22 protein-coding genes are annotated in these 20,102 nt (G+C 74.9%); 7 read left to right on the forward strand and 15 right to left on the reverse strand.

Translation table 11 applies throughout. The annotated features are described in order from the left end of the window. Positions 1 to 496: 496 nt before the first annotated feature. Positions 497 to 895 (forward strand): hypothetical protein, encoded by a 399-nt coding sequence (locus tag ACIPYS_RS13650; RefSeq protein WP_400746007.1) that lies wholly within the window; start codon positions 497 to 499, stop codon positions 893 to 895. A 284-nt stretch (positions 896 to 1,179) separates the two neighbouring features. Here ACIPYS_RS13650 and ACIPYS_RS13655 read toward each other — a convergent pair whose 3' ends face one another. Continuing rightward, positions 1,180 to 1,467 carry a hypothetical protein gene (locus tag ACIPYS_RS13655; RefSeq protein WP_400746009.1) on the reverse strand — a complete coding sequence of 96 codons (288 nt, stop codon included), beginning with the start codon at positions 1,465 to 1,467 and terminating at the stop codon, positions 1,180 to 1,182. A gap of 211 nt (positions 1,468 to 1,678) precedes the next feature. Between ACIPYS_RS13655 and ACIPYS_RS13660 the strand changes: the two genes are divergently transcribed. After that, complete coding sequence (locus ACIPYS_RS13660) at positions 1,679 to 2,296, forward strand: TOPRIM nucleotidyl transferase/hydrolase domain-containing protein (RefSeq protein ID WP_400746011.1); 618 nt, start codon at positions 1,679 to 1,681, stop codon at positions 2,294 to 2,296. Between the two features lie 15 nt (positions 2,297 to 2,311). On the opposite strand, the gene ACIPYS_RS13665 is transcribed toward ACIPYS_RS13660, so the two are convergent. The 7 genes from ACIPYS_RS13665 to ACIPYS_RS13695 form a co-directional block, all read right to left on the reverse strand. Next, on the reverse strand, positions 2,312 to 2,851 hold the full coding sequence (locus tag ACIPYS_RS13665) for a hypothetical protein (RefSeq protein ID WP_231978531.1): 540 nt from the start codon (positions 2,849 to 2,851) through the stop codon (positions 2,312 to 2,314). 111 nt (positions 2,852 to 2,962) lie between these two features. Next, entirely contained in the window at positions 2,963 to 3,850 is an 888-nt protein-coding gene (locus ACIPYS_RS13670) for a hypothetical protein (RefSeq protein ID WP_400746013.1), read from the reverse strand. Between the two features lie 48 nt (positions 3,851 to 3,898). Further along, positions 3,899 to 4,474 (reverse strand): Uma2 family endonuclease, encoded by a 576-nt coding sequence (locus tag ACIPYS_RS13675; RefSeq protein WP_400746015.1) that lies wholly within the window; start codon positions 4,472 to 4,474, stop codon positions 3,899 to 3,901. A gap of 63 nt (positions 4,475 to 4,537) precedes the next feature. Continuing rightward, entirely contained in the window at positions 4,538 to 5,416 is an 879-nt protein-coding gene (locus ACIPYS_RS13680; RefSeq protein WP_400746017.1) for a hypothetical protein, read from the reverse strand. Positions 5,417 to 5,623: 207 nt separating this feature from the next. Further along, the gene (locus tag ACIPYS_RS13685; RefSeq protein ID WP_400746019.1) at positions 5,624 to 6,661 is read right to left on the reverse strand and encodes a TolB family protein; all 1,038 of its coding nucleotides are present in this window, start codon (positions 6,659 to 6,661) and stop codon (positions 5,624 to 5,626) included. Beyond that, the gene (locus ACIPYS_RS13690; RefSeq protein WP_400746021.1) at positions 6,658 to 8,073 is read right to left on the reverse strand and encodes an MFS transporter; all 1,416 of its coding nucleotides are present in this window, start codon (positions 8,071 to 8,073) and stop codon (positions 6,658 to 6,660) included. Before ACIPYS_RS13690 ends, ACIPYS_RS13685 begins: the two co-directional genes overlap by 4 nt. A 5-nt stretch (positions 8,074 to 8,078) precedes the next feature. Further along, positions 8,079 to 8,990: an alkaline phosphatase family protein gene (locus ACIPYS_RS13695; protein ID WP_400746023.1), complete on the reverse strand. Its 912-nt coding sequence runs from the start codon at positions 8,988 to 8,990 to the stop codon at positions 8,079 to 8,081. Positions 8,991 to 9,606: 616 nt separating this feature from the next. On the opposite strand from ACIPYS_RS13695, the gene ACIPYS_RS13700 reads away from it, so the two are divergent. Both ACIPYS_RS13700 and cobC read left to right on the forward strand, forming a co-directional pair. After that, positions 9,607 to 10,134, forward strand: a complete 528-nt coding sequence (locus ACIPYS_RS13700) for a cobalamin biosynthesis protein (protein WP_400746025.1) — start codon at positions 9,607 to 9,609, stop codon at positions 10,132 to 10,134. Beyond that, a complete protein-coding gene (gene cobC, locus ACIPYS_RS13705; RefSeq protein WP_400746026.1) occupies positions 10,131 to 11,246 on the forward strand; it encodes an Rv2231c family pyridoxal phosphate-dependent protein CobC in 1,116 nt (371 codons plus the stop codon). Before ACIPYS_RS13700 ends, cobC begins: the two co-directional genes overlap by 4 nt. Here the strand turns inward: cobC and ACIPYS_RS13710 are convergent, their stop codons facing one another. From ACIPYS_RS13710 to ACIPYS_RS13720, 3 genes are all read right to left on the reverse strand, one after another. Continuing rightward, the gene (locus ACIPYS_RS13710) at positions 11,247 to 11,567 is read right to left on the reverse strand and encodes a hypothetical protein (protein ID WP_400746027.1); all 321 of its coding nucleotides are present in this window, start codon (positions 11,565 to 11,567) and stop codon (positions 11,247 to 11,249) included. An 86-nt stretch (positions 11,568 to 11,653) separates the two neighbouring features. Then, on the reverse strand, positions 11,654 to 12,502 hold the full coding sequence (locus tag ACIPYS_RS13715; RefSeq protein ID WP_231978532.1) for an MOSC N-terminal beta barrel domain-containing protein: 849 nt from the start codon (positions 12,500 to 12,502) through the stop codon (positions 11,654 to 11,656). Beyond that, the gene (locus ACIPYS_RS13720; protein WP_093860043.1) at positions 12,475 to 13,017 is read right to left on the reverse strand and encodes a hypothetical protein; all 543 of its coding nucleotides are present in this window, start codon (positions 13,015 to 13,017) and stop codon (positions 12,475 to 12,477) included. Before ACIPYS_RS13720 ends, ACIPYS_RS13715 begins: the two co-directional genes overlap by 28 nt. A gap of 179 nt (positions 13,018 to 13,196) precedes the next feature. On the opposite strand from ACIPYS_RS13720, the gene ACIPYS_RS13725 reads away from it, so the two are divergent. Together ACIPYS_RS13725 and ACIPYS_RS13730 are read left to right on the forward strand one after the other, a co-directional pair. Beyond that, entirely contained in the window at positions 13,197 to 13,850 is a 654-nt protein-coding gene (locus ACIPYS_RS13725; protein ID WP_093860044.1) for a DUF4232 domain-containing protein, read from the forward strand. Between the two features lie 106 nt (positions 13,851 to 13,956). Further along, on the forward strand, positions 13,957 to 14,388 hold the full coding sequence (locus ACIPYS_RS13730) for a GNAT family N-acetyltransferase (RefSeq protein ID WP_400746030.1): 432 nt from the start codon (positions 13,957 to 13,959) through the stop codon (positions 14,386 to 14,388). Between the two features lie 158 nt (positions 14,389 to 14,546). Here the strand turns inward: ACIPYS_RS13730 and glnII are convergent, their stop codons facing one another. From glnII to ACIPYS_RS13750, 4 genes are all read right to left on the reverse strand, one after another. Beyond that, positions 14,547 to 15,569 carry a glutamine synthetase GlnII gene (gene glnII / locus ACIPYS_RS13735; protein WP_093860046.1) on the reverse strand — a complete coding sequence of 341 codons (1,023 nt, stop codon included), beginning with the start codon at positions 15,567 to 15,569 and terminating at the stop codon, positions 14,547 to 14,549. Between the two features lie 172 nt (positions 15,570 to 15,741). After that, positions 15,742 to 16,821, reverse strand: coding sequence for an LAETG motif-containing sortase-dependent surface protein (locus ACIPYS_RS13740; RefSeq protein WP_400746031.1), 1,080 nt, complete (start codon positions 16,819 to 16,821; stop codon positions 15,742 to 15,744). A gap of 150 nt (positions 16,822 to 16,971) precedes the next feature. Continuing rightward, a complete protein-coding gene (locus ACIPYS_RS13745) occupies positions 16,972 to 17,649 on the reverse strand; it encodes a uracil-DNA glycosylase (protein ID WP_093860048.1) in 678 nt (225 codons plus the stop codon). 72 nt (positions 17,650 to 17,721) lie between these two features. Next, a complete protein-coding gene (locus ACIPYS_RS13750) occupies positions 17,722 to 18,843 on the reverse strand; it encodes an amidohydrolase family protein (protein ID WP_093860049.1) in 1,122 nt (373 codons plus the stop codon). 118 nt (positions 18,844 to 18,961) lie between these two features. Between ACIPYS_RS13750 and ACIPYS_RS13755 the strand changes: the two genes are divergently transcribed. Further along, positions 18,962 to 20,056, forward strand: coding sequence for a pyridoxal-phosphate-dependent aminotransferase family protein (locus ACIPYS_RS13755; RefSeq protein WP_400746033.1), 1,095 nt, complete (start codon positions 18,962 to 18,964; stop codon positions 20,054 to 20,056). The last annotated feature ends 46 nt before the right edge of the window (positions 20,057 to 20,102 follow it).

Below are 20,102 nucleotides of genomic sequence, written 5' to 3' on the forward strand. Positions count from 1 at the left end.
CGCGCCGGGCGGGCGTGCCCGGGCATCCGGAAGGACGCTCGTGCGCGTGGAAGTACCGGCCGCGTACCTGTAGCCGATACTCCCGCGGGAAGTCAGCCCCACCGACTTCCCGCTTCCTGCACGAACTCCGTCCACGACAGCCGTCTCAGGCCGCGTGACAGCGTCGTCCCCTTCTCCGGCAGGCCGGACGAGGTCCCCCGGCAGGTGCCCCCGTGACCACACCCTCCCAGCAGCTCCGCGCCGCGCTCGACGCGCTCGACACCGCCTTCGCGCTGCCCCCGAAGCCCCGTTCGCCATCGGCGGCTGCACCCACTGCTACACCGTCGCCGAGCTGGAAGCCCTCGCGGGGCCCGCGCACCTGCTGCCGGACGACCTGGTCCACTCCGTCGCCTTCGAAGCAACCGACCACTGGGCCGACTTCCCCGCCCTGTAATACCGGACGACACCCCGGATCGTCCGCCTCCTGACCACGGGCCGGCTGCACAGCGGCTTCGGGATGATCGCCTCCCGGTTGCTCGCGGCGGGTTGGCGGGACTGGGCGCCCGCCCAACAGCAGGCGCTGGAAGAGGTCTGGGACGCCTGGTGGCGCTCTACCCTGCACGAGTACCCCGGCCACGAAGGCGCCACCGATGTCTCGGAGACCGTCGCCGTCAGCACCGGAAGCCTCTCGCGCTGGCTCGCCGTCTGGGCCGGGACCCGGACCGAGGCGGCCGACCGCCACTTCGACGACGCCCTCGACCACTGGCTCGCACCCCCGGGGCTCGCCGACCTCCGCCTCGGCTTCCGCGACGAACTGCACGCCGGACCGGAGCTGCTGGACTGGCTGATCTCCCTGGAGGAGAGCCGGATCGGCGCCGCCCAGCTCTTCGAGATCGAACGCCTCGCCTACAGCTGACGGCCCCGGCGGTCCCGGTGGGAGAGGCGGGAGCGGCCTCCGTGGAGCAGGACGTCGGACGCGCCGACTTCCTGCTCCACTCCACAGCGGCTGCCCTCCGGGCCACCTCCCCTGAGAGCACTTTGCAAAGTCATCAGTGACTTTGCAAAGTGCCTCAGAGCAAGGGTCGGCGACTTTGCAAAGTCGCCGACGGCTTTGCAAAGTGCTGGTGGCACGACGGTCTCCTGCGTCGTGAGGGGCTCACGACACAGGAGACCGGGACGGGGCGTCGGCGGCTGTGGCGGCTACAGCCACAGCCACAGCCACGGCACAGCTTCAGGGCGCTCCCGCCGTGGCCGCGCGGCGTCGCCACGGCGGGCGGTGAACCGGGCGGCCGCGTTGCCGCCCGGCAGCGGCACGGGGCCGCCATGGCGGGAGCGTGACCGGGGCGGCAGGAAGTCGGCCCGGCCGACTTCCTGCTCCGGACGCTGCAACTGGTACCGGACGTACTCCGGGGCGGCCGGGCCGAGTTCGATGTGGTTCTCGTCGAGGCCGTTCATGATCCGCAAGTAGTCGTCGCCGAAGCGGACCACCGCGAAGCCGGTCAGCCGCGACCGGCGAGCGCCGCCGACCGTGCTCCGTGGGCCTGTCGGACCTCGTCGATCCCGAAGAGAAACGACGGCTCGTAGCCGGTGATCCCCGTCCTCCTCATGGCACCGGAGTCTGTCCGGCGGCCGGAGCGGCGGTGGCCGACGCGGGGAAAATGGCGGGCTCCGGGCGGTCCGGCGGAGCAGAATGCGCAGCATGGCGGACATGGCAGCGTTCCGGGACGCGATCACGGCGTGGGCGGCGGGCGGACCCGGTGGGCCCGCGGGGGAACTGGCCGGGCGGGTGGGGGTGCGGACGGCCGTTCTGGTGGAGGGGCCGAGCGATCTCGCGGCCGTGGAGACGCTGGCGGCGCGACGCGGCCGGGACCTCGCCGGGGACGGGGTGTCCGTCGTCTCGATGGGTGGAGCGATGAACGTCGCCCGCTACGCCGAACTGCTCGGGCCGCCCGGGCTGGGGCTGCGGCTCACCGGGCTGTGCGACGCGAACGAGCAGGGCTTCTACGAGCGCGGGCTCGACCGGGCGGGAGCGCCGGGCGAGGCGTTCTTCGTGTGTGTGGCGGACCTGGAGGAGGAGTTGATCCGCGCGCTGGGCGTGGACCGGGTCGTGGAGATCCTCCGGGACGAGGGCGACCTGCCGGCCTGGCAGACCTTCGTCCGCCAGCCCGCCCACCAGGGCCGCCCGGCCGAGGGGCGGCTGCGGCGGTTCCTCGGCACCAAGAAGGGCCGCAAGATCCGCTACGGGCACCTGCTGGTGCGGGCCCTCGCCCCCGGGCAGGAGCCGGACCCGCTGCGCGACCTGCTCGCCGCGGTGTGAGCGGCGCGCCGTCCGTCAGTACGCGACGGCGTCCAGGTGGTACGTGGTGTCGACCGAGAACTCGCCGGCCCGTGCCTTGATGGAGAGCACGTACTGACCGGGCGCCAGCGGGTCCAGGGCGCACCACTGGCCCCAGGCGACGCGCGGGATGCCCATCGCCAGGAAGCGCCTGGACGCGAACTCCTGCACCCGCAGCGGGACACCGTTCAGCGTCGCCTCCGCCCCGGAGGTCTCGACCCGCCACGGCGCGGAGGACAGGCCGAGGGCGAGTCGCTGGGTGTTGAAGACCGGGAAGAAGACCGGCTTCCCGGCGGGGATGGGGCAGCGGCGCACCACCCGGCCGCCGTAGGTGCCGGCCAGGAACCAGACGTCCTCGGGCTGCCGCCAGTCGGCGAACTCGCCGGTGGTGTCACCGACCGGGCTGCGCTCCGCCGGGGCCGACAGTGCCCACTTCCACCAGCGTGCCGCGAGCTCCGCGCCCCGGCGGGGGTCCACGGTGTCGGCACCGGTCTCGGGGGAGACGGCCTCGCCCACGGTCTGCTCCTTCGGTTCCACGCGCGCACCGCAGATCGGTTCGCCCCGCGACTGTATCCCCTGGATTCGTCCGCCGGGCGCCGGGCCCTCCGCGCGGGAGGGCCCGGGACGGACCGGCGGACGGTCAGGCGGTCAGGCGGTCAGGCGGCGGACGGTGACCTCGTACTGGTCGACCGCGCCGTCCCAGCGCACGACGACGGTGCCGCCCTGCGAGTCGTCGTAGTCGTCGTAGTCGTCCTCGTCGAAGTCGTCGTCGTCGCCGTCCTGGTCGTCATCGTCATCGTCGTCGTCGGCCGGGGCGAACCGCACGAGGGCGAGGTCGTGGGACTCCTCGTCGCAGAAGGCCGCCAGGTAGTCCCGCAGGGCCGGGTCGGTCACCCCGGCCACCAGGTCGTGGGCCTCCTCCTCCACCTCGTCGGCGGTGTCGCCGAGACCGGCCGGGACCAGGTCGGGCGAGGTGGCGGCGGTCAGGCCGGTGGCGGCACAGAGGGCGTCGAGCAGGGTGTCGCCGGAGGCGATCCGGCCCTGCCAGAGCGTCCACAGCTCGCGGGGCAGGTCGGCCGAGGCGAGGTCGACGCCGTGGCGCCCGGCTATCCGGCCGAGGTCGGCGCCGAGCACGGCGCCGCGCCACTGGCCGTCCTCGGAGGCCGCGACGGCGTCGGCCAGCTCGGCGCCGAACGCGGCCAGCGCGTCGGGCAGTTCGCGCGGGTCGACCCAGAACAGCGAGCGGCCGGCGTCGAACACCAACTCGGTCTCGGCGGTGTCACCGGGCGGGGTGAGCAGCAGGTCGCCGGTGGCGACCGCCTCCTCCCCCGCGAGCGCGGCCCGGCCGACCCACACCGGGTCGTGGTCGAGTTCGGCCTCGTCGAGGAAATTGCCGCCGTAGTAGGCGCCGTAGCGGGCGTCCTGGTCCCCGTACTCGTCCAACGGCCGGCCGAGGATCTCTCCGAAGGCCCCGGCCAGGGTGGCCGCCCACTCCGCGGAACGGCCGGGCGGCGGCGTGCTGTTCTCAAGCGTCATGGCGGGAGTACAGCACGGCCAACCGACAACACCGGCAACAGGGTTGGTTCAGCGGCTGTAGTCCTTGAGTTCCTCGGTGTCGAGCATCACGCCGAGACCGGGAAGCTCGACCCGCTCGCCGTAGTCGTAGCTCCGGATCGTGCGGTACCGGCCGTCGGCCGGCTCACTGTGGACGGTGACCGTGTCGGTGTCCCGGTCGACCAGCAGGTGGATCGGGATGCCGCTCTCCGCGTACGCCCGGGGCCTGCCGACCCGGTCCCGCTCGTCGGCGCGCCGGTCGAACGAAGTGACCTCCGCGACCAGCAGGACGCCGCGGGAGTCCGCCCACTCCCCCTGGCCGGCGAAGTGCTCGGCGGGCGCGAGGGCGCCGTCGGGGCGGGCGGCACCGGCCCGGTGGGGCGGGAGCAGCTGCAGGCCCTGCCGGACGAAGAGCCAGAGGTCCGGCCGCGATCGGGCGCATGCCCGCTGGAGCCACGCGAGGATCTGGGCGCGGTCGCCGTCGGGCGCGGGCCGGACCCCGAGCTCGCCGCCGACGAACTCCAGGACGACGTCGTGGCGGGCGGCGGTCCTGGCGATCGCCTCGAAGGCTTCGAGGCTCATCTGCGGACGGTCACGGGTGATCATGTCAGTCTCCCTCCGGACGCGCCCCCGCAGGGGTTCCGCCGGAGACCGTACCGCCCGGCGCCGTCAGCCGGTGGCGCGGACGTAGATGTCGGCGGCGCCGGGGAGGCCGCCCGGGTCGGGGGCGACGTAGATCCGGCGGGCCCGGTTGTGGGTGGAGTCCGTGCCGAGGAGGGAACCCTCGGTGTCCTCGGGTGCCGGGGTCGGCGTGGGGCCGGGCTCGGCGGCGGGGTCGACGGCCTGGGCGATGTGCTCCGTGGGCTCCGGGTCGGCGGCCTCGGCGGCGGGCCCGTCGGTGTCCGCCGGGTCGGCGTCGGGGGCAACGGCGTCCGGGGCCGCGGCGTCGGTCGGCGCCTCGTCGACCGGCGTCCAGGGCGAGTCGGAGCGCGGGGCCGAGGGCGACCCGGCAGGCGGCGCGGTGGGCAACGCGGACGGGGAAGGGGAGGCGGAGGGCGAGGCCGAAGCCGGCAGCGGCGCGCCCAGTTCCGGTGCCGAGGCCGGTTCGTCGCCGCCCAAGGCCTCGGTGAGGTCGGCGGGCAGCGGGGCGACCGCGCCGGGGGCGGGCAGGTCGTAGGTGCGCAGGAAGTCGCCGATGCCGACCTCGCGCCCGCCCGCCAGCCGGTAGTGCAGGTAGGCGACGGGCAGGCCGTCCGCCCCGCGCGTGTAGACGGCGCCGACCGGGACGTAGTAGCGGCCCGCGCCCGGGTGCTGGGAGGGGTGCAGCCCGGCCAGCAGTTCGGCGCGGTCGCGGTCGGTCTCGATGGCGCCCCGGCCGACGGTGAGCGCGTTGACGCCGCGGACGGCGAGGGCCGCCAGCACCGACACGAAGACCACCAGGCCGATCGCGACGGTACGGCGCAGCACCGGCCGCCCGTGCAGAGCCGGCCAGGAGTCGCTGGTCGCACGCTCGGGCGGCGATCCGCCGTCGGGCCCTCGTTGCCTCACTGTTCCCCGCTCCCCCGGTCCGTCGTCGTGGCCGCCCGGTAGGGGGCGCGGCCACGCGTGCTGCTCGTCCTGGACCCTACGCTCCGAGTTCCGAATGGAACCAACCACCCCGATCACCCCTCGTGCACCCGCCGCCCGGCCGTCCACCCGGCCGTCCACCCGGTCGTCCACCCGGACCTCCCTCCGGCCCTCCGTTCAGCCCTCCGCTCAGCCCAGGTACGCGGGCGCCACCGCGGCCTCCAGCAGCCGGCCGGCCGCGCCGCTGCCGTCGGCGGGCACGGTCCACAGGTCGGCGCCGAAGTCGCCGGGCATGGCGTAGAGCAGGGTGCGGTCGTCGGACCAGACGGCCTGGTCGTCGATGCTGCGCTGCTCGGCGGTGGCGGTCTCGGTCATGGTGGCGAGGTCGAGGACGTACAGCCGCCAGGGGGCGTCCTCGGAGGCGCCGGGGACGCGCTTCTTGTAGGCGACCCGGGTGCCGTCCGGGGAGAGGGACGGGCACTCGACGTTCTGGTGCAGGGTGGTGAGGGTGCGGGCGGCGAGGTCGCCGCGGACCAGGTAGGTCTGGCCGCCGGTGGCGACGGTGGCGTAGAAGGTGTTGTCGTCGGCGAAGGTCACGCCCCAGACGTTGATGTCCGGCGCCCGGTACGGCCTGCCGTCCTTGATCACGTCGAACTCCTCCAGGTTCTCCCGGAGGTTCCAGTCGCGGACGTCGACGATCGAGGTGCGGGTGGAGAAGTCGGTGCCCGCGTAGGAGTCGCCGCTGACGAAGACGGTCCAGGCGGCGAGGTGGCCGGAGGGCGAGACCCGGGAGCGGGTGGGGATGCCGGCGGCCGGGAAGGAGCGCAGTTCGCGCAGGTGGTCGTCGAGGACGACGGCCCGGTAGGTGTCCTGGAGGGCGCCCCGGTCGGCCCGCAGGCAGATGCCGGTGCCGGCGGCGGCGTAGAAGCGCAGGCACTGGACGCCGGAGGAGGTGCGCGGGCCGTCGGGGTGCCCGGCGGGGACGGTGACGACCTCGTCGCGGTGCGGGCCCCAGGCCATGTTGCGGAAGACCAGCTGCCGGGCGGCCGGGTCCTTGAGGGTCACCTCGCCCCGGGTGACGACGGGGCCGCCCACCTGGGTGCGGTCGCGTTCGGCGGAGCGGTCCGAGGCCCACAGCACGGCGCCGGTGCCGACCGCGCCGAGCAGGACGACGGCGACCAGCAGGATCAGCACCCGGGTGCGGTTCGGGAGGGTGGCGGTGGTCACGAGGGCCCCTCGGAGTCGTCGGTCGTGGGGTCGGCGGCGGGCCCGCCGGGAGCCGCCGCGGGCTCGCGCAGGACGAACGCCGCCCCGGTGACGCAGCCCGCGAGGGCCAGCGCCGACCAGGTCAGCGCAGCCGTGCCGCCGACCGCGCTCCACAGCGCGCCGAAGGCCAGCGAGCAGGCGAACCGGGCCAGCGCCTGCCCGGTGCCGACCAGGGCGAGGCCGGCGCCGCGCCGCGCGGCGGGGACGGTGTCGGCCGCGGCGGCGGCGAGCACGCCGTCCGTGGCGGCGTAGAAGGAGCCGTGCAGCAGCAGGACGCAGACCACGACGGCCGGGCCGTCCAGCGGGGACAGCAGCAGGCCGTAGGCGAGCAGCAGGACGCCGTGCCCGGCCAGGAACAGCCGGCGGCGGCCGATCCGGTCGGCGAGCGCGCCGAGCGGCACGGCGAGCAGCAGGAAGGCGCCCGCGGTGCCGAGCGGCAGCAGCGGGAAGTACTCGACGGAGAGGCCGAGCCGGCGCTGCACCAGCAGGTAGAGGAACGAGTCGCTGACGGTGGTGAGGCCGAGCAGCACCGCGCACACGGTGAGCCGGCGCAGGCCGGGGATGCGCAGCAGCGCGAGCCCGTCCCGCAGCCGGGGGCGGGCGTCGGAGGTCGGTTCAGCGCCGTCGAGCCGGTTCGGCACGAACAGCAGCAGGACCAGGACGCCGAGCACCGCGACGCAGCCGCTGACCGCGAACACCGCGTGGTAGCCCTGCTGCTGGCCGCCGTCGGCGAGCACCGGGCCGCCCGCCAGCCGCAGGACGAGGAAGGCGGTGAGCGGGCCGAGCAGCGCGCCCGCCGTGTCCATCGCCCGGTGCACGCCGAACGCCCGGCCGCGGTGGGCCGGTTCGGTGGCGAGCGAGATCATCGCGTCCCGCGGGGCGGTGCGCAGGCCCTTTCCGGTGCGGTCGGCGGCGAGCACGGCACCGATCAGCGGCACTGTGTGGACGAGCAGCAGCAGCGGCTTGCAGAGCGCGGACAGCCCGTAGCCGACGGCGGCGACGGCCTTGTGCCGGGGCGCCCCGTCGCGCCCCCGGCGGTCGGCGAGGTGGCCGCCGAGCAGGCGGACAACGGCGCTGAAGCCGTTCTGGATGCCGTCGAGCAGGCCGAAGCCGAGCGGGGACAGGCCGAGGCCGGTGAGCAGGTAGAGCGGCAGGACGGCGCTGACCATCTCGGACGAGACGTCGGTGACCAGGCTGACCACGCCCAGGACCACCACGGTGCCGGGGACGGCCGCCCGGACGGCGGTGCGGCGGCCGTCCGCGGTGGCGGTGCCGTGGGCGGTGCCGGTGCCGTCGGCGGCCTCCCGCCGCCCCGGCCGGGTCTCGGCCGGGGCGACGGGGGCCTTGGAGCTGCGGGAGTCCGCGACGTACACGGGCGTCAGTTCCAGATGCCGGTGATGGTGGCGGCGGTGGCGGCGTTGCCCGCGTGGCTGGTCAGGCCGGCGAGGTCCTCCAGGGTGCGCAGCACGTTGTAGTGGTTGTACGTGGTGGCGCTGGTGGAGCCCGGGGTGACGTGGGCGCCGTAGAAGACGGTGGGGATGCGGTTGCCGGAGAGGCGGTTGTCCTCGTCGAAGGTGACGACGAGGAGGCTGTTGTTGGCCTTGGCCCAGGTGGCGTAGGCGCCGAGCTTGTTCTTGATCCAGGTGTCGCCGGTGCCGACCGAGCAGTCGTGCATGTCGTTGCAGAGGTCCGGGACGACGAAGGAGACCTTCGGCAGGGTCGCGTAGTTCGTCGGGAACTGCGTCATGGTGTACGCGGTGTTGGTCGGCACGTTGGAGAAGCCGAACCACGGGTTGTGCTTCTGCGCGTACTTGCCGCTGGAACAGACGGTCGAGCCCTGGCTCGGCAGGCCCTCGTTGTAGCTGCCCCAGGTCTTGCCGGCGGCGATCAGCTCGGAGGCGAGGTTCGGCTTGTTGATGGAGCCGACGGAGACGCAGCTGTCGTCGGTGCGGCCCTGGTTGGAGCCGGAGAACAGCTGGTAGTAGTTGGGCTCGCTGGGGTGGGTGAGCCCGAAGGACTGGGTGAGGGTGGCGCCGCCGGCCTTGAGGGTGTTGTTGATGTACGGCGCGCTGGAGCTGCCGATGACCTGGGTGTAGGCGTGGTTCTCCAGGACGACGACGACCACGTGGTCGGGCGTCGGCAGGGCGGCGGCCTGCGCGGTGGTGCCGGTGGCGGCCCAGAGGCCGAGCGAGCCGGCGACGAGGCCGAGCCCGGCGGCCGAGGCGGTCAGCGTGCGGCGGCGGGGGCGGCTCGGGGCGGCACCCCCGGCGCTCGGGGTGGTGGCGCTCATGTCAACAGTGTCCGGAGTTTCGGGCATGGTGTCCTCCGTGCGTCGGGAACGGCGGCGGGCAGGGCAGGCTTTCCCGGCCGCCGGGTACTGCCGGGTGGGAGAGCACCGCCGGTCGGGGCGGCGGCGGTTTCGGAGCGCCGCAAACAGTAGGAGCGGCCCGGTGGCGCGGGCCTCGGCGGAGAGGTGAAGAACAGGCGAACAGGGATCGGTGGCCGAGCTTCGCCGTCGGCCGGAGCCGGGGGAACGTCACATTCGGCCCGATTGACCCGTCCGTCGCGGGCGTGGTGGGATTTCCGGCGGCCCCGACGCCCGGTATCGCCCTGACCTGCGGCATTCCGCCCGGGCGGGGAGCGGCGGATTTCGGCCGCCCCCGGTGGCCGCCGGGCCGCGCCGGCCGGCGTCCGGCCTTCGGGCGGGTGTCGGGCGGATGACGTGGAGGAGCGGGACGTGAGCGGACGGTGAGCGCGGCGTGAGGGATCCGGAGCGGGACGGGGCCGGCCTGCCCGACGGCCCGGGCCCGCGGGGCAACGGGAGCACTCCGGGGGCGTGGACCGCGCAGGACGCGCGGGGCGCTCACGGCGTGCACGGTGCGCACGGTGCGCGTGGTGTTCACGGTGTGCGCGGTACGGGGCGCGCCCCGGACGACGGCGGGTCCGTCGACGGTGCGGGGCCCGTCGTCGGCGCGGGCGTCGCCGGCGAGCATGTCGTCGACGAGCACCTCGTCGGCGAGCACGTCGCCGACGGCCCGGGCCTCGTCGTCGGCGTGGGCGTGCGCGCGACCGCCACCCGGAGCGAGTTGCTGGAGCTGATCCGGCACACCCTCGCCGGAGCCGGACTGCCCGCCGACACCGTCCGCGCGCTCGCGACCCTCGCCGGCAAGGGCGGCCACCCCGCCGTCCGGACGGCCGCGGCGGCGCTCGGCGTCCCCGTGGCCGAGTACCCGGCCGAGGCGCTGGCCGCCGTCCGGGTGCCGACCCCGTCCGGCACCGTCGGCGCGGCGGTCGGCACGGTCAGCGTGGCCGAGGCGGCGGCGCTGGCGGCGACGGGCGGCGGCGAACTCCTCGTCGCCAAACGGAAGACCGCGTCCGCGACGGCCGCCGTCGCCCGCACCCCCCACCCCCGGAACGCAGGAGAGCAGCCGTGACCCCCCACTCGCCCGCCGGACCCGGGACGCCCGAGCCGGACCTGCGCCACCACGGCGACGCCGAGGTCCGCGACGGTGGCGCCGGCCTGGTCGACCTCGCCGTCAACGTCCGCACCGGCACGCCCCCGGCCTGGCTGCGCACACGCCTCGCCACCACCCTCGCCGACCTCGCCGCATACCCCGACGGCACCGCCGCCCGGGTCGCCGTCGCCGCCCGGCACGGCCGCCCGGTGGACGAGGTACTGCTCACCTCCGGCGCCGCCGAGGCGTTCGTGCTGCTCGCCCGGGTGCTGACGCCACGTCATGTCACGGTGGTCCATCCCCAGTTCACCGAGCCCGAGGCCGCTCTGCGGGACGCCGGGCACCCGGTGCACCGCGCCCTGCTCTCCCCCGCCGAGGGCTTCCGGCTGACCACCGGCGCCGTCCCGGAGGAGTCCGACCTGGTCGTGCTCGGCAACCCCACCAACCCCACCTCCGTGCTCCACCCGGCCGCCGCCGTCGCCGCGCTGGCCCGGCCCGGCCGCACCCTGGTGATCGACGAGGCGTTCATGGACACCGTGCCCGGGGAGAGCGAGTCCCTGGCCGACGCAAGGGAGTTGCCGGGCCGGGTGGTGGTCCTGCGCAGCCTCACCAAGACCTGGGGCCTGGCCGGGCTGCGGATCGGCTACGTGCTCGGCCCGGCCCCGCTGATCGCCGCACTCGCCGCCGCCCAGCCGCTCTGGCCGGTCTCCACCCCGGCCCTGGTCGCGGCCGAGGTCTGCTCGGCCCCGGCGGCGCTGGACGAGGCCGAGCAGGCCGCGCACGAGCTCGGCCTCCGGCGCGACCACCTGCTGAAGGGCCTGGCCGCCCTCCCCGAGGTCCGGGTGCACGGCGAACCGGCGGCCTCCTTCGTGCTGGTCGAGCTGCCCGGCGCGGACGCCGTGCGCGACCGGCTGCGCGAACGCGGCTTCGCCGTCCGCCGGGGCGACACCTTCCCCGGCCTCGGCCCGGACTGGCTCCGGATCGCCGTCCGGGACGAGGGCACCGCGGACGCGTTCCTCGCCGCGCTCGCCGAGGCCCTGGGCCGGAGGCCGTCCGACAATTCCTGGCCGAGGTCGTCCGACAATTCCTAGCTAGGGGTTGGCGGGGCGGCCGAGGGCGGCGGACGTCCCGACCGGCCCCGAGCCCGGGACCGGACCCGGGAGGGTGAGCGTCGGCGTGCCCGAGGGCGTCGTCACCACCACCGTGATCGGCGCCGAACGCCCGCCCGACCCGCCGTCCCCCGAGGTCAGGAGCACCACCGTCAGGGTCGCCCCGGCCATCGCGACCACCGCCCAGCGTGCGCGGCGCGCCGCCCGTCCGCCCGCGTTCCGGTCCGTCTCCTCGCCGTCCACGCCCTCGCCCGCCGTGCCCTCGCCCGCCGTGCCCTCGAACTGCCGGTGCCCGCCGCCCATCCCGGTCGCCTCCCCGGACTCGGTTCTGGTAATCGTGGGACCGCCCGGAGCGGCAACCGGTTCCGCGATCGCGGAAAGAAGTCCTCTCAGGACACCGGCCCGACCCGGTCCCCGACCCGCACCCGCCCGGGCCGCAGCACCCGGGCGTACACCCCCAGGCAGGGCAGCGCCGACATGCCCGGCAACGGCACCACCCGGTTGCGCTCCGCGAGCACCCGCAGCGCCGCCGCCGAGCGCGGCAGTCCCGGCCCGTGCGCGAGAGTGGGGACGGCGCACCGCGGCGTCGCGGCCAGGACGTGCAGGCGCAGCTCCGGCCCGACCGCCAACTCCCCCTCCACCCAGCCGTTCTCGACGAAACCGGAGACGCCGCCGGGCGTCCGCAGCACCAGGTTGGGGCGGTACCGCCGGGCCGCCGCCGCGGGCGCGTCCGCGGCGGCGAGCGCGGCCGTGGTGAGCAGGTGGAGCGGCGCGAAGTCGAAGAAGGTGCCGGACGGCGCACCGCGCCCCAACTCACTGACGGTGAAGCCGACCTCGGCACCCACGCCGTGGGCCAGCACCTCCTCCGGGACGGACCGTTCGACGCTCGCTCCCGGCGGCGGCACGTCCACCAGCCGGACCTTGCGGCCCAGCCGCTCCGAGAGTCCGCCCTCGTCGACGGCCTCCCCGTCCCGGTCGAGGACGGTCACCCGGCCGCCCGGCCCGGTGACCGCCGTGAACCCGAGCACGGCCGCCCACAGCCGGGGGTTCTTGGCGCTCGCCACCCGGCCGGTGCCGACGTCCAGCAGCGCCCACGCCCGGTCGCCGGCGACACCGCGTTCCGACACCTCCGCCTCGCGGAGCTCCTCGCCGAGCATCGACTTCACCGGGTACCGGCACAGCCGCTCCACCGTGGCGGCCGGCACGGCGCTCAGGCCCCCGCCTCGGTCCGCGCCCACTCCCGCAGCGTGTCGAAGTCCTCGGCCCGCAGGCCGAGCCCGGGGTGGATCCGGAACGTCGCCGCCGGGCCCGGGTGGTTGGCGGCTATCCACTCGGTGTCCTGCGGTCCCAGCTCGTCGTCCACCCAGACGAAGGGCCGCCCGGCCGCCCACTCGACCAGGACCCTGGTCTTCCAGTGCAGGCCGTCCGGGTCCTCGTGGAACATCTTCGGCCAGGCGATGAACGGGAGTTCGGGCAGGCCGACGAGCGGGCCGATCCAGGTGTTGGCCTCGCCCTTCCAGGCGGTCGCCCAGACCAGTTCGAAGGGCAGGTCGAGCAGCCGGGGGCCGTGGTCGGGGTTGATCCAGAGCCGGATCGGCTCGATCTCCCCGGTCGGCCGGCCGGGGAAGCGCGCCAGCAGGAAGTCCGGGCGGACGTGGTGGGTGCCGTATCCGGCGGGCTGTTCCGGCGGCTGGGCGGCGAACGGGTTCAGCGGGCCGTCGACGTCGAGGAGGAGCAGCGGGAGGGTGGTCATGTCGCGAATGGTCCCGCGCGACGGCCTTCTTGACCATCTTTTTTACGGCGGGCGGGAGGGCCCGGGGCGGTCCGGAACAGAATCGGGATATTTCCCGCACCGGACCGTGAACGTCCCCGGCGTACGGTCGTCCTGCGCCGGTGAGCGACACCGGCGGTCACAACCCTGGGGGATCCGCCATGCGCCCGCGCCGTCTCGTTCTCACCGCCGTCGCCGTCGCGGCCCTCGCCGCCACCGCCACCGCCTGCGGGCCGGAGAACAGCGACCCCGCCCCCGCCGCGTCCGGCCCGGCCACGACGGCCGCCGCCCCCGCCACCGCGGCCCCGGCGACCACGCCCGCGCCCGCCACCACCCCGGCCACCACCCCGGCTCCGGCCTCCGCTCCCGCCACCGCGGCCGCGCCCGTTACGGGGAAGCCCTCCACCCCGGCCCAGGCCGCCGGCACCTGCGGCGCCAAGGACCTCGTCCTCACCGCCAAGGTCGAGTCCCAGGCGGGCGGCTACGTCCTGATCACCGCCAAGGCCAAGCCCGGCGTCACCTGCACCCTGCCCGCCCGCCCCGTGATCGCCTTCGGCTCGGGCGGCATCGAGGCGGCCAAGGCCGAGCAGACCGCCGCCCAGCCGATCAAGCTCAGCGGGTCGGAGGCCGCCTACGCGGGCGTCATGACCAAGACCACCAAGGACAACCAGGCGATCCAGTTCAACGACGTGATCGTCGGCATCACCACCCCGGACCCGGACCCGGTCAGCCTGCCGATCGGCCCGACCAACGTGGACAAGCCGATCGTCACCAACTGGCACAGCCGGCCCGCGGAGGCCGTGCCGGTCCACTGACGGGCCCGGGCCGCCTCCGGGCCGGTGCCCGGACCGGCGATCACCGGCCCCGAGGCGGCCCGGTAATCGCTGGTCCGGGCACCGGCTCCTCTGCTTGGATCCGGCCATGACCACGGAACTGCCGGACGGCTACGAGATCTCCACCGACCCCGCGCGCCTCGACGCCGCCCTGATCCACCGGTGGCTGTCCGAGGACGCCTACTGGGCCCTCGGCCGCAGCCGCGAGAAGCAGGACCTCGCCATCGCCGGCTCGCTCAACTTCGGCGTCTACGAGAGCGCTTCCGGCAGTCAGCTCGGCTACGCCCGGGTGGTCACCGATTTCGCCACCTTCGCCTGGCTCTGCGACGTCTACATCGCCCCGGCGGCCCGCGGCCGGGGCCTCGGCACCGCCCTCGCCGCCGCCGCCCGCGACCACCTCGCCCCCTACGGCCTGCGCCGCCTCCTGCTCGCCACCGCCGACGCCCACCCCGTCTACGCGAAGGTCGGCTTCGAACCGATGGCGAAGCCGGAGAAGTGGATGATCCTCGGCCAGCAGTGAAGCAGTGCTGTGAAGCAGTGTCGTGAGGCACTGCGGTGGAACGGTGCGCTGACGCAGTGGCGTGGAGCACCACGCCGGAAACGCCCGCAGGGCCTCCCCCGTTGCTCGGGGAGGCCCTGCGGGCGTACGCGGTACCACCGGCGGCGGACCGCCGTGGATCAGACCTGGCCGGCCTTCTCCAGGGCGGCGCAGCAGGTGTTGATCAGCAGGCGGGTGACGACGTAGGGGTCGACGTTGGCGTTCGGCCGACGGTCCTCGATGTAACCCTTCTGGTCGACCTCGACCTGCCACGGGATGCGGACCGAGGCGCCGCGGTCCGAGACACCGTAGGAGTAGACGTTCCACGGGGCGGTCTCGTGCTTGCCGGTCAGGCGGGACTGGATGTCGTCGCCGTACTGGCTGACGTGCTCCAGGACCAGCTCCTGGGAGGCGCCGAGCGACTCGCAGGCGGTGATGATCGCGTCGTAGCCCTCGCGCATCGCCTTGGTGGAGAAGTTGGTGTGCGCGCCCGCACCGTTCCAGTCGCCGCGGGCCGGCTTCGCGTCGAGGGTGGCGTCGATGCCGAACTCCTCGGCGGTGCGGTAGAGCAGGTAGCGGGCGATCCACATGTCGTCGGAGACGGTCAGGGCGTCGACCGGGCCGATCTGGAACTCCCACTGGCCGGGCATGACCTCGGCGTTGATGCCGCAGATGGCGAGGCCCGCGTCGATGCAGCGGTCCAGGTGCAGCTCGACGATCTCGCGGCCGAAGACCTCCTCGGCGCCGACACCGCAGTAGTAGCCGCCCTGCGGGGCCGGGAAGCCGCCCTCGGGGAAGCCGAGCGGGCGGGAGCCCTTGAAGAAGGTGTACTCCTGCTCGATGCCGAAGATCGACTCCTGGTCCGCGTACTGCTCGGCGACGGAGCGCAGCAGGGCGCGGGTGTTGGACTCGTGCGGGGTGCCGTCGGTCTCGTTGACCTCGCAGAGGACCAGGATGTGGTCGCCGCCGCGGATCGGGTCCTTGACGACCCGGACCGGCTCGAGCACGCGGTCCGAGGCGTGACCCTCGGCCTGGTTGGTCGAGGAACCGTCGAAGCCCCAGGTGGGGATCTTGTCCGCGTTCGGCAGGACACGAGTCTTGGAGCGGAGCTTGGCGGTCGGCTTGGTGCCGTCGATCCAGATGTACTCGGCCTTGATTGCCACGGCGGTGTACCTCGCAAACTGGGTGGTGGGTGCCCGCGTAGCGTTGCAAGGCGCCGTTTCCCGGTTGTTCCTCTCATGTAACGCGCATGTGAACCAACCGTCCGCATTGGCACGGTCACGGTGCGGGAGTGCCGCAGGTGGCACTCCCGCACGCCTGGAGACCCCGGGGTTGTCAGTGGCGGCGGGCGTGGGCCGCGACCGCGCGGCGGCGACGGGTGCCCCAGAGGGCGACGGCGCCCCCGGCCACCAGCGCCGCGGCCCCGGCGGCGAGCGGGGCGGTGGCGTCGTTGCCGCCGGTGGACGCCAGGTGGTCCGGCGCGGCGGAGGAGGTGCCGGCGCCGGTCCGGCGGGCGGAGGGGGTCGCGGTGGCCGCCTGCGGGGCGGCGGCGCGGCCCGTCCCGGGGGCGGCGGACGGGGCACCGGAGGGAGTGACGTCCACGACGGGCTGGGCGGCCGGGGTCACGGTGGGGGCGGCCTCCGAGGGTGTCGGCGCCGCGCTGGGCGTGGCGGTGGGCACGGCCGGCACCGGCTTCTCGCAGCTCACCGAGGCGATCCTGATGGTGCCGGTCACCTTGGCGACATTGAGGTTGAGCGGGTCCACCGCCACCTGCACCTCCAGTGCCGAGGCCGCGGCCGTGGTCGAGGTGGTGGTCTTCTTGGAGAACTCCACCGAGACGCTGCCGACCAGCGGCACGTCCACCTTGGTCGGCCCGTACAGGCCGACGCTGACGGACTTGCCGAGCACGGTGAGCTTGGCGGGGGCCACCACGTCGGCGGTCGGCTGCCCGTCGACCGGACAGGTGGCGGTGGCGGTGAGCGCCTCCAGACCCAGCAGGGTGGTCCCGGGCAGGCCGGGGGCGTGCACATCGGCGTCGGCCAGGGTCACGGAGGCGGTGGCACCCTTGGCGTCCGTCCTGGTCACCGACTTGCCGACGTCGGCCTTGACCAGGGTGACCGGGCCGGACTGGTCGACACCGTCGACCTTGGCGGTGAGCACGGTGCCGTCGCGCTGCGCCGGGGACTCCACCTTGTTCAGCGAGACGTTCACCGGCACGTCCACCGCATTGTTCAGCAGCTTGACGTCCAGGTCGAGTTCGGCGGTGACGGCCCGCGCCTTGCCGGGGGACGGAGTCGCGGGGGCCCCGGCCCCCGGAGCCCCGGGGGCGGCGGTGGCGGTCGGAACGGTGAGCAGTGTGCAGACGGCGACGGCGGCGGTTGCGGAAACGATTCGGCGGGCGGAGCGAGAAGACATGGCGGTACCCCATGACCAACGACAGGAATTGGATGAGCCGCCAGTCTTCTCAAACGATCCGTCATACGAGTCATACAGAGAGTCATTTCACCCGTTGGGGTGATGTTGACGCTCCGCGGTGACCAGGGTCTGCTACAGGGACGGCCGGGACTACGGCAGCCGCCAGTCGACGGGCTGGGCGCCCTGCCGGACCAGCAGTTCGTTGGCCCGGCTGAACGGGCGGGAGCCGAAGAAGCCGCCGCTCGCCGAGTACGGGCTCGGGTGCGCGGACTCGATCGCCGGGATCTCGCCCAGCAGCGGGCGCAGGTTGCGCGCGTCCCGGCCCCACAGGATCGCCACCAGCGGGCCGCCGCGCGCCGTCAGGGCACGGATCGCCTGCTCGGTGACCTCCTCCCAGCCCTTGCCGCGGTGCGCGGCGGGCTTGCGCGGGGCGGTGGTCAGGGCCCGGTTCAGCAGCAGCACGCCCTGCCGCGTCCACGGGGTGAGGTCGCCGTTGGACGGCTGCGGCAGGCCGAGGTCGCTGCCGTACTCCTGGAAGATGTTGATCAGACTGGCCGGGATCGGACGGACGTCCTCCCCCACCGAGAAGCTGAGACCGACGGCGTGACCGGGCGTCGGATAGGGGTCCTGGCCGACGATCAGCACCCGGACGTCGGCGAAGGGCTGCTGGAAGGCGCGCAGCACGTTCGGTCCGGAGGGCAGATAGGTGCGGCCTGCGGCCAGCTCGGCGCGGAGGAAGTCGCCCATGGCGGCGACCCGCCCGGCCACCGGCTCCAGCGCGGTGGCCCACCCGGGCTCGACGATCTCGTTCAGTGGACGCGGTGCCATGGGCGTAACCCTATCGGCCTACTCGGACACCCCGTTCACCACGACCGCCGCCCCGGGCCGCGGCGGCTCCGTTCAGGCCACCGGGCGGCCGCGCAGCACCACCAGCCGCGGATCGGCCAGCACCCGGACGTCGGCGCGCGGGTCCTCCGCGTACACCACGAAGTCCGCCGGGGCGCCCTCCTCCAGACCGGGCCGCCCCAGCCAGGCCCGCGCACCCCAGCTCGCCGCCGAGAGCGCCTCGGCCGGGGCGAGCCCGGCCTTCACCAGCTCGGCGACCTCCGCCGCGACCAGGCCGTGGGCCAGCGAGCCGCCCGCGTCCGTGCCCACGTAGATCGGGATGCCCGCGTCGTGCGCGGCGCCCACCGTGTCGTAGCGGCGCTCGTGCAGCCGGCGCATGTGGGCCGCCCAGGCGGGGAACTTGGCCTCCCCGCCGGCCGCCAGCTGCGGGAAGGTGGCGATGTTGACGAGCGTCGGGACGATCGCGACCCCGCGCTCGGCGAACACCGGGACCAGTTCCTCGGTCAGCCCGGTGGCGTGCTCGACGCAGTCGATCCCGGCCGCCAGCAGGTCCGGCAGCGACTCGGCGGCGAAGCAGTGCGCGGTGACCCGCGCGCCCTCCTCGTGCGCCGCCGCGATCGCCTCGGCGAGCGCGTCGCCGGGCCAGCAGGCGGTGAGGTCGCCGTGCTCCCGGTCGATCCAGTCGCCGACCAGCTTGACCCAGCCGTCGCCGCGCCGGGCCTCGGCCCGGACGTAGGCGGCGAGGTCGCCGGGCTCGATCTCGTGCGCGTAGTTGCGGATGTAGCGGCGGGTGCGGGCGATGTGCCGACCGGCCCGGATGATCCGCGGCAGGTCCTCCCGCTCGTCGATCCAGCGGGTGTCCGCGGCCGACCCGGCGTCGCGGATCAGCAGGGTCCCGGTGTCGCGGTCGGTGATCGCCTGCTTCTCGCTGGTGGCGGCGTCGACCGCGCCGTGCGCGTCCAGGCCGACGTGGCAGTGCGCGTCCACCAGCCCCGGCAGCACCCAGCCCTCGACCGTCCGGACGTCCCCGGACCCGGCCCCGGCCCCGTCCCCGAGCCCGACGGCGGCCGGCCGGGAGAAGGTCACCCGGCCGTCGACCACCCAGAGTTCGTCCCGGACGTCCTCCGGCCCCACCAGCACCCGACCACGGACGTGCAGCACCGCGCCATCGCTCATGGCCGCACTCTACCGACGGCGCCGTTCCCTGCGGGCGGCGAATCTGAGGCAGACTCGTTCGGGCCGGTACCGATCCGACCACCCCCGCCGGCCCCTCCCCGCGAAAGGCCCCGAGACCGTGAGCCCCTTCCTCGACCTGCCCCCGCTCACCGCCGCCGAGTTCGCGGCGATCGAGGACAAGGTCGCCGCACTGCTGCACACCACCGCCGACGTCGTCGTCACCCAGGGCGAGGCACTGCTGCCGCTGGAGGCGGCGATCCGCGGCGCCGCGCACCCGGGCTCGACCGCGCTCAACATCGTCACCGGCCCCTACGGCCGGACCTTCGGCGACTGGCTGCGCGACTGCGGCGCCGAGGTGGTCGACCTGGCCGTGCCGTTCGACACCGCGGTGAGCGCCGAGCAGGTCGCCGAGGCGCTCGCGGCCGAGCCCTCGATCGACTTCGTCTCGCTGGTGCACGCCGAGGCCGCCACCGGCAACACCAACCCGGTCGCGGAGATCGCCGCCGTGGTGCGCGAGCACGGCGCGCTGCTGATGGTGGACGCGGTCGCCTCGGTGGCCGCCGAGCCGCTGCTGACCGACGCCTGGGGCGTGGACCTGTGCGTGATCGGCGGGCAGAAGGCGATGGGCGGCCCGGCCGGTGTCTCGGCGGTCTCGGTCTCCGCCCGGGCCTGGGAGCGGATCGCCGCCAACCCGGCCGCCCCGCGCCGCTCCTACCTCTCGCTGCTGGACTGGAAGGAGCGCTGGACGGACGCCGGGCGCACCGTCCTGCCGCACGCGCCCGCGCAGTTGGAGATGCTGGCGCTCGGCGCCTGCCTGGACCGGATCGCGGCCGACGGCCCGGACACCGTGATCGCCCGCCACCGGGCGGCGGCGGCCGCCACCCGCGCGGGCGTCCGGGCGCTCGGCACGCTCGCCCCCTTCGTCCCGGACGACGCGCACGCCGCGCCGGTCGCCACCACCCTGCGCGTCCCGGACGGCCTGGACGCCACCGGCCTCGCCCGCGAACTGCTGCGGCTGGACCCGTCGCTCCCGGTCCAGGCCGGCGGCGGGGCGCTGGCCGCCACGATGCTGCGGGTGAACCACTACGGCGCCGCCGCGGACCTCGGCACCGTCCGCGCCACCCTGACCGCCCTCGCCACCGCGACCGGCGCGGACGCCGCCCCCGCCCTCACCGCGGCGGACGCCGCCTGGGACGGGGCGCTCACCGCCTGACCGCCGCACCGCGGACGTCATCCGGAACCCGGCCGACGTCACCCGG

Origin of the sequence: Kitasatospora sp. NPDC089913 (assembly GCF_044748625.1) — a bacterium.
Lineage (GTDB): Bacteria > Actinomycetota > Actinomycetes > Streptomycetales > Streptomycetaceae > Kitasatospora.

Bases quoted from the DNA above. Each gene is read 5' to 3' on its own strand.
- ACIPYS_RS13650 (WP_400746007.1), top strand. From the start codon at position 497: ATGATCGCCTCCCGGTTGCTCGCGGCGGGTTGGCGGGACTGGGCGCCC.
- ACIPYS_RS13660 (WP_400746011.1), top strand. From the start codon at position 1,679: ATGGCGGACATGGCAGCGTTCCGGGACGCGATCACGGCGTGGGCGGCG.
- ACIPYS_RS13670 (WP_400746013.1), bottom strand. From the start codon at position 3,850: ATGACGCTTGAGAACAGCACGCCGCCGCCCGGCCGTTCCGCGGAGTGG.
- ACIPYS_RS13675 (WP_400746015.1), bottom strand. From the start codon at position 4,474: ATGATCACCCGTGACCGTCCGCAGATGAGCCTCGAAGCCTTCGAGGCG.
- ACIPYS_RS13695 (WP_400746023.1), bottom strand. From the start codon at position 8,990: ATGAGCGCCACCACCCCGAGCGCCGGGGGTGCCGCCCCGAGCCGCCCC.
- ACIPYS_RS13710 (WP_400746027.1), bottom strand. From the start codon at position 11,567: ATGGGCGGCGGGCACCGGCAGTTCGAGGGCACGGCGGGCGAGGGCACG.
- ACIPYS_RS13720 (WP_093860043.1), bottom strand. From the start codon at position 13,017: ATGACCACCCTCCCGCTGCTCCTCCTCGACGTCGACGGCCCGCTGAAC.
- ACIPYS_RS13725 (WP_093860044.1), top strand. From the start codon at position 13,197: ATGCGCCCGCGCCGTCTCGTTCTCACCGCCGTCGCCGTCGCGGCCCTC.
- ACIPYS_RS13730 (WP_400746030.1), top strand. From the start codon at position 13,957: ATGACCACGGAACTGCCGGACGGCTACGAGATCTCCACCGACCCCGCG.
- ACIPYS_RS13740 (WP_400746031.1), bottom strand. From the start codon at position 16,821: ATGTCTTCTCGCTCCGCCCGCCGAATCGTTTCCGCAACCGCCGCCGTC.
- ACIPYS_RS13745 (WP_093860048.1), bottom strand. From the start codon at position 17,649: ATGGCACCGCGTCCACTGAACGAGATCGTCGAGCCCGGGTGGGCCACC.
- ACIPYS_RS13750 (WP_093860049.1), bottom strand. From the start codon at position 18,843: ATGAGCGATGGCGCGGTGCTGCACGTCCGTGGTCGGGTGCTGGTGGGG.